This is a genomic window from Streptomyces chlorus (genome assembly GCF_042655885.1).
GTDB classification, from domain to species: domain Bacteria; phylum Actinomycetota; class Actinomycetes; order Streptomycetales; family Streptomycetaceae; genus Streptomyces; species Streptomyces chlorus.
In genome coordinates this window covers 1-5288 of the sequence record NZ_JBHSOA010000105.1, presented here as the reverse complement: position 1 = coordinate 5288, position 5288 = coordinate 1, and the positions used below count along the sequence as shown (strand labels likewise).

The following is a 5288-nucleotide window of genomic DNA, read 5'->3' as shown; positions in this document are numbered from 1 at the left end:
GCAGGCGGTTGGCGATGCGGGGCGTGCCCCGGGAGCGGCCGGCGATCTCCGTGGCGCCCTCGGACGTTGTCTCCACCTCCAGCAGCCGGGCGGAGCGGTGGACGACCCGCTCCAGCTCGGGGGGCTCGTAGAACTCCATGTGCGCGGTGAAGCCGAAGCGGTCGCGCAGCGGCGGCAGCAACAGCCCGGCTCGTACGGTGGCGCCGACCAGGGTGAACGGGGGCAGTTCGAGGGGGATGGCGGTGGCGCCCAGGCCCTTGCCGACGATGACGTCGACGCGGAAGTCCTCCATCGCCATGTAGAGCATCTCCTCGGCGGGCCGGGACATCCGGTGGATCTCGTCGAGGAACAGGACCTCACCCTCCTGGAGAGAGGAGAGGATCGCGGCCAGGTCGCCCGCGTGCTGGATGGCCGGTCCCGAGGTGATGCGGAGGGGGGCTTCCATCTCGGCCGCGATGATCATGGAGAGGGTGGTCTTGCCGAGGCCGGGGGCGCCGGAGAGCAGCACGTGGTCGGCGGTGGCGCCGCGCGCGCGTGCGGCACGCAGCACCAGGTCGAGCTGCTCGCGGACCTTCTCCTGGCCGATGAACTCGTCCAGGTCCTTGGGGCGCAGGGCGGCCTCGACGGCCTGGTCCTCCCCGTCGGCGACCGACCCCACCAGCCGCTCGATGAGGGCGGCGGTTTCGGCTTCGTCCCGGGTCATGCGGTCCACTCCTCTCAGCGGGCGCGGTTCAGTGTGCGCAGGGCGGCGCGCAGCAGCTGCGACACCTTCGGGGCGCCGTCGGCCGCGGCGGCCTCGGCGGCGGGGGTGACGGCCGCGATCGCCTCCTCGGCCTCGTACGCGGAGTACCCGAGGCCGACGAGCGCCGCGCGCAGCTGTTCGCTCCAGGGCACGGGAGCAGCGGTGCCGGCCGGGCGGCTGGTCGCGGCGGCCCCGGCCGGCTCGCCGAGCCGGCCGGCGAGTTCCAGCAGCAGCCGCTGGGCGCCCCTCTTGCCGATGCCGGGCACGGCGGTGAGCGCCTTCTCGTCGCCCTGGGCGACCGCGCGCCGCAGCGCGTCAGTCGTGTGGACGGCGAGCATGGCCTGGGCCAGGCGCGGCCCGATGCCACTGGCGGTCTGCAGCAGCTCGAAAACCTGCCGCTCGTCGTCGTCCGCAAAGCCATAAAGGGTGAGCGAGTCCTCGCGCACGACCAGGGAGACGGCGAGCCTGGCCTGTCGGCCGATACGGAGCCCGGACAGGGTGTTGGGAGTGCATTGGACCGCCATGCCGACGCCGCCGACCTCGATGATTGCGGTGTCGGGGGCGAGCGCGGCGACCGGGCCGCTGACGAAGGCGATCATCGGATCGCGCCCTTCCAAAGTCGTGCGAGTGCGGGAGCGGGGCGGGCGGCGGCGTGCGCCTGCTGCAGGCGGTTCAGCGCCTGGGCGCGCCAGATGTGGCAGATGGCGAGCGCCAGGGCGTCGGCGGCGTCGGCCGGCTTGGGCAGGGCGTCGAGCCGCAGCAGCCGGGCGACCATGGCGCCGACCTGGGCCTTGCCGGCGCCTCCGCTGCCGGTGACGGCGGCCTTCACCTCGCTGGAGGTGTGCCAGGTGACGGGCAGGCCGCGCCGGGCCGCGCACAGGATCGCGACCGCGCTCGCCTGCGCGGTGTCCATCACAGTGCGCACGTTGTACCGGCTGAACAGCCGCTCCACGACGACGGCTCCGGGTTGGTACTCGTCCAGCCACCGCTCGATGCCGCGCTCGATGAGGAGGAGGCGGTGGCCGATGTCCGCGTCCGCCGGGGTACGGAGGACGCCGGCGGACGTCACCGTGAGCGGCCGTCCGGGGGCGCCGTCGACCACCCCGAGGCCGCACCGGGTCAGCCCTGGGGCCACGCCGAGCACTCGCACGGCGCCCTCCCCGACGGGCGGAGTCTTCATGATCGAGCCAAGCTTGTGCATGGGGCCGTATTGGCGCTGGTCGGGCGGTGAGTCCGCCCTGCGGATGCAGGGCGGACCCTCCGAGCGCATCGAGCTTCGCAGACGGAGTCCGCCTGCGAAGCTCGATGCGGACATGGGAAATTTTTCGTGGGCTCCGGCCGGCGAAGCGCGTATTTCCGCACATGTCCGGCCTGGCCTGGATTTCATAATAACTCGAACAAGCGTGCGAGGAAGGGTCGCGACGGTCAGGTGGGCCCCGGCCCACGGAGGCCTCGGGCCGGAACCGTCCCGGCGGGGAGGCGTCCGAACGCGGCCCGCAGTGGTCGGCTCGTACCGGCGCGGCCCCTCCTCGCCGGCGAGCCGGTATCGACAAGTCCACCCTCCTCCTCGACGTCGCAGCCAAGGCGGTCGGCGATCAGCACCACACCCTCTACGTCACCGGCGAGGAGTCGGCCGGTCAGGTACGGCTGCGCGCCGACCGGATCGGCGCGCTCAGTGACCACCTCTACCTCGCCGCCGAGACCGGCCTGGCGGCCGCCCTCGGCCGCCCTCGGCCGCCTCGACGCCGTCAGGCCCCCGCTGCTCGTCCTCGACTCGGTGCAGGCCGTGGCCTCCCCCGAGATCGACGGCGCGCCAGGCGGCGTGGCCCAGGTACGCGAGGTGGCGGACGCGTTGATCCGGGCCTCCAAGGAGCGCGGGATGCCGACGATCCTGGTCGGCCACGTCGCCAAGGACGGCGCGATCGCCGGCCCGCGGCTGCTGGAGCACCTGGTGGACGTCGTCCTGCACTTCGAGGGCGACCGGCACGCCCGCCTCCGCCTGGCCCGCGGGGTGCTGTCCCGCCCATCGGCCGGCACCCCGAATCCACCGGACCGATCACCTCGGAACCGGTCCGGTGGATTCGGGAAGGGCCCGGCGTAGGGTCGGAGTATGCCTCCGTCCGAGAGTTCCGCCGCATCGGACGCGGCCCCGCCCGCGGCACCTCGGCCCGCCCCGAGGACGCCGTCGTCGCTGTCGCCTTCGCGCGCGGACGACTTCATGACCTGCCCGCTGCGCTACCGGCTCCGGGTGATCGACAAACTGTCGGAGCCACCGAGCGAGGCGGCGGCCCGGGGCGCCGTGGTGCACGCCGTGCTGGAGCGGCTCTTCGACGTGCCGGCCGGGCAGCGCACTCCGGACCGTGCTCTCGCGTTGCTGCGCCCGGAGTGGGAGCGGCTGCTGGGCAGGCGGCCCGAGCTGGCCGGCCTCTTCCCGGAGGACGCGGACGGTGCAGCGCTGGCTGTCTGGCTGGCCGAGGCGGAACAGCTGCTCGGCCAGTACTTCCGGATGGAGGACCCGAACCGGTTGGAGCCCGCCGGGCGCGAGCTGTACGTGGAGACGGTGCTGGAGTCGGGTCTCAAGCTGCGCGGGATCATCGACCGGGTGGACATCGCCCCGACCGGCGAGGTCCGCGTGGTGGACTACAAGACCGGCAAGGCGCCCCCGCCGGACTTCGAGCACCGAGCCATGTTCCAGGTGAAGTTCTACGCCCTGATGCTGTGGAGGCGGCGCGGAGTGGTCCCGCGCCGTCTCCAACTGGTCTATCTGGGCAGCGGCGACGTGGTGACGTACGATCCGGACGAGACGGACCTGCGTGCGGTGGAGCGGAAGCTGCGGGCGCTGTGGGCGGCGATCCAGCGGGCGGTGGCGACGGGCGAGTGGCAACCCAGCCCGAGCCGATTCTGTGGCTGGTGCGGCTATCAGGCCTTCTGCCCCGCGTTCGGTGGCACCCCGCCGCCCTACCCCCTGGCCGTCGTCCCCGTCCCGGCCGTGGGGGACAACGAGCAGCCGGCAGCGCCCGCCGAGGCCGAACCGCCCACCCGGTAGCGGCTCGCCGGGGGAGGAGCAGAGACGGACCACCGGCCCGAGCACAGCAGCCCGGCCTGACGCCCGCGGGCCGTTCAGCGTCGGCGTTCGTATCGATGCGGCATTGGGTGTGAGGGCGCCGATCCGTGCGGTGCGCCTGACAGCGGCTCGAACGGGGCTGCCCCCGGCGTGCCGTTGACGATCATTTCGTGGACGAGTGGGCCAGGCCCCGGGCCGACTCACCACCGTGGACCGGGGCTACGGCGTCGGCACCGTACGGCGGATGCCCGACAGGCCAGGGTGAAGACGCGGGTGTACGCGGATCCGCGGCGGACCGGCACCGGCACGCCCTTGACGGCCCGCATTGCCGCACGCCACCTCGTCCTCGCTTCAGGGCCATGGAGAGCGCCATACCCTGAGCAGGGTCGGGGACTGGGAACGGAGCATCAGTCACCGTGCCAGTCCCCACCCTCCTCGGGGGACTTCGGGATCCCCTCGAGTGGGGTGCAGAAAAGCGTACGGATTCGCGGACCCCGTGTGTTCACACCGTCGCCCCCGGCGCCGCCCTCCCCGCGTGGGGCGGCCCCGGGGGCGATTGCCGCTTGAAGTTCTCCCTTGATCTTGGACAGCAGTTGTTTACGCTGCGGGGGTGAAGTCGTACTGCGGCCTGGCTCGGGTTTCGAGTGGGGTGAGGTACCCGAACTCGGGGTGCCTGCGGAGCCGGGTGCGGTTGTACTCGACCTCGATGAAGCGGAACACGTCGGCGCGGGCCGCCTCGCGGCTCTCCTGGACGGCGGTGCCGATCTCCGCTTTCAGCAGACCGAACCGGCATACGCTCCGCCTCAGGTCCAACTCCCGCAACTCGTAGCAAAATTCGCCACTCGTGTACTCGCTTCCGCAGTCGGTGTGCATGATGCGGCCGCCCTGAAGGTCGCCGCGGCCGGCGGCCATCCGCAGCGCGTCGGTGACCAGTTCGGCACGGTGGTGTTCGGCCATCGCGTACCCGATCACCTCGCGCGTCGCCAGGTCGATGACGGTCGCGAGATACCACCGGCCCTCGATCGTCGGCAGACCGGAAGCCATGCCTGCAAGCGCATCCACTGCCCGTCACGAACCGCTCACCACCACCGACTTGGGGTGTTGGACCCGGACCGGAAGCTTCGAGCCGACCGCGAGAACGACGGAGCCCTGCCCCGCCCCACCGCCACTACCAGGACATACATGTCGCGATTCCGCTGACGCCCATCCGCTGCCATCCCACCACCCCCTCACACCCAAACGCGTTGCCGAAAACAGGACAGGCAAGCGGAGGTGAGGTACCAAGGAATGAAGGCCGCGTCATGAGCAAACCCCGCCCTTACGCAGAGGGCACAGGAAACGCGAGGTGACCACCGGTATGAAGTTCCCCCCGGGTCCTGGACAGCGGGTGTTTACGCTGCGGGGGTGAGGTCCTGCCTGAGCAAGGTTCTCGTTTCGAGCGGGGTGACGTACCCGTACTCGGGGTGCCTGCGGAGTCGGCTG

The 5288-nt window shown here is 71.9% G+C and carries 5 protein-coding genes and 1 pseudogene; 2 read left to right on the top strand and 4 right to left on the bottom strand.

The genetic code is table 11. From position 1 onward, the window contains the following. The 3 genes from ruvB to ruvC all read right to left on the bottom strand — a co-directional run. On the bottom strand, positions 1-703 hold a 703-nt coding region (gene ruvB, locus ACFPZI_RS33025; protein ID WP_381370858.1), incomplete at its 3' end, for a Holliday junction branch migration DNA helicase RuvB. 14 nt (positions 704-717) lie between these two features. Then, complete coding sequence (gene ruvA, locus ACFPZI_RS33020; RefSeq protein ID WP_381370857.1) at positions 718-1341, bottom strand: Holliday junction branch migration protein RuvA; 624 nt, start codon at positions 1339-1341, stop codon at positions 718-720. Further along, positions 1338-1892, bottom strand: a complete 555-nt coding sequence (gene ruvC, locus ACFPZI_RS33015; RefSeq protein WP_381370859.1) for a crossover junction endodeoxyribonuclease RuvC — start codon at positions 1890-1892, stop codon at positions 1338-1340. Before ruvC ends, ruvA begins: the two co-directional genes overlap by 4 nt. A 285-nt stretch (positions 1893-2177) precedes the next feature. Between ruvC and ACFPZI_RS33010 the strand changes: the two are divergent. Then, positions 2178-2774 (top strand): annotated as a pseudogene (locus ACFPZI_RS33010) (AAA family ATPase); the annotation flags it as partial. A 78-nt stretch (positions 2775-2852) separates the two neighbouring features. Next, complete coding sequence (locus ACFPZI_RS33005) at positions 2853-3788, top strand: RecB family exonuclease (protein WP_381370856.1); 936 nt, start codon at positions 2853-2855, stop codon at positions 3786-3788. A gap of 615 nt (positions 3789-4403) precedes the next feature. Here ACFPZI_RS33005 and ACFPZI_RS33000 read toward each other — a convergent pair. Then, positions 4404-4850 (bottom strand): transposase, encoded by a 447-nt coding sequence (locus ACFPZI_RS33000; protein ID WP_381370855.1) that lies wholly within the window; start codon positions 4848-4850, stop codon positions 4404-4406. Positions 4851-5288 lie beyond the last annotated feature (438 nt).

What these genes read in the sequence shown, in the direction of transcription:
- ruvA (WP_381370857.1), bottom strand. Translation starts at nt 1,341, where the DNA reads ATGATCGCCTTCGTCAGCGGCCCGGTCGCCGCGCTCGCCCCCGACACC.
- ACFPZI_RS33005 (WP_381370856.1), top strand. Translation starts at nt 2,853, where the DNA reads ATGCCTCCGTCCGAGAGTTCCGCCGCATCGGACGCGGCCCCGCCCGCG.
- ACFPZI_RS33000 (WP_381370855.1), bottom strand. Translation starts at nt 4,850, where the DNA reads ATGGCTTCCGGTCTGCCGACGATCGAGGGCCGGTGGTATCTCGCGACC.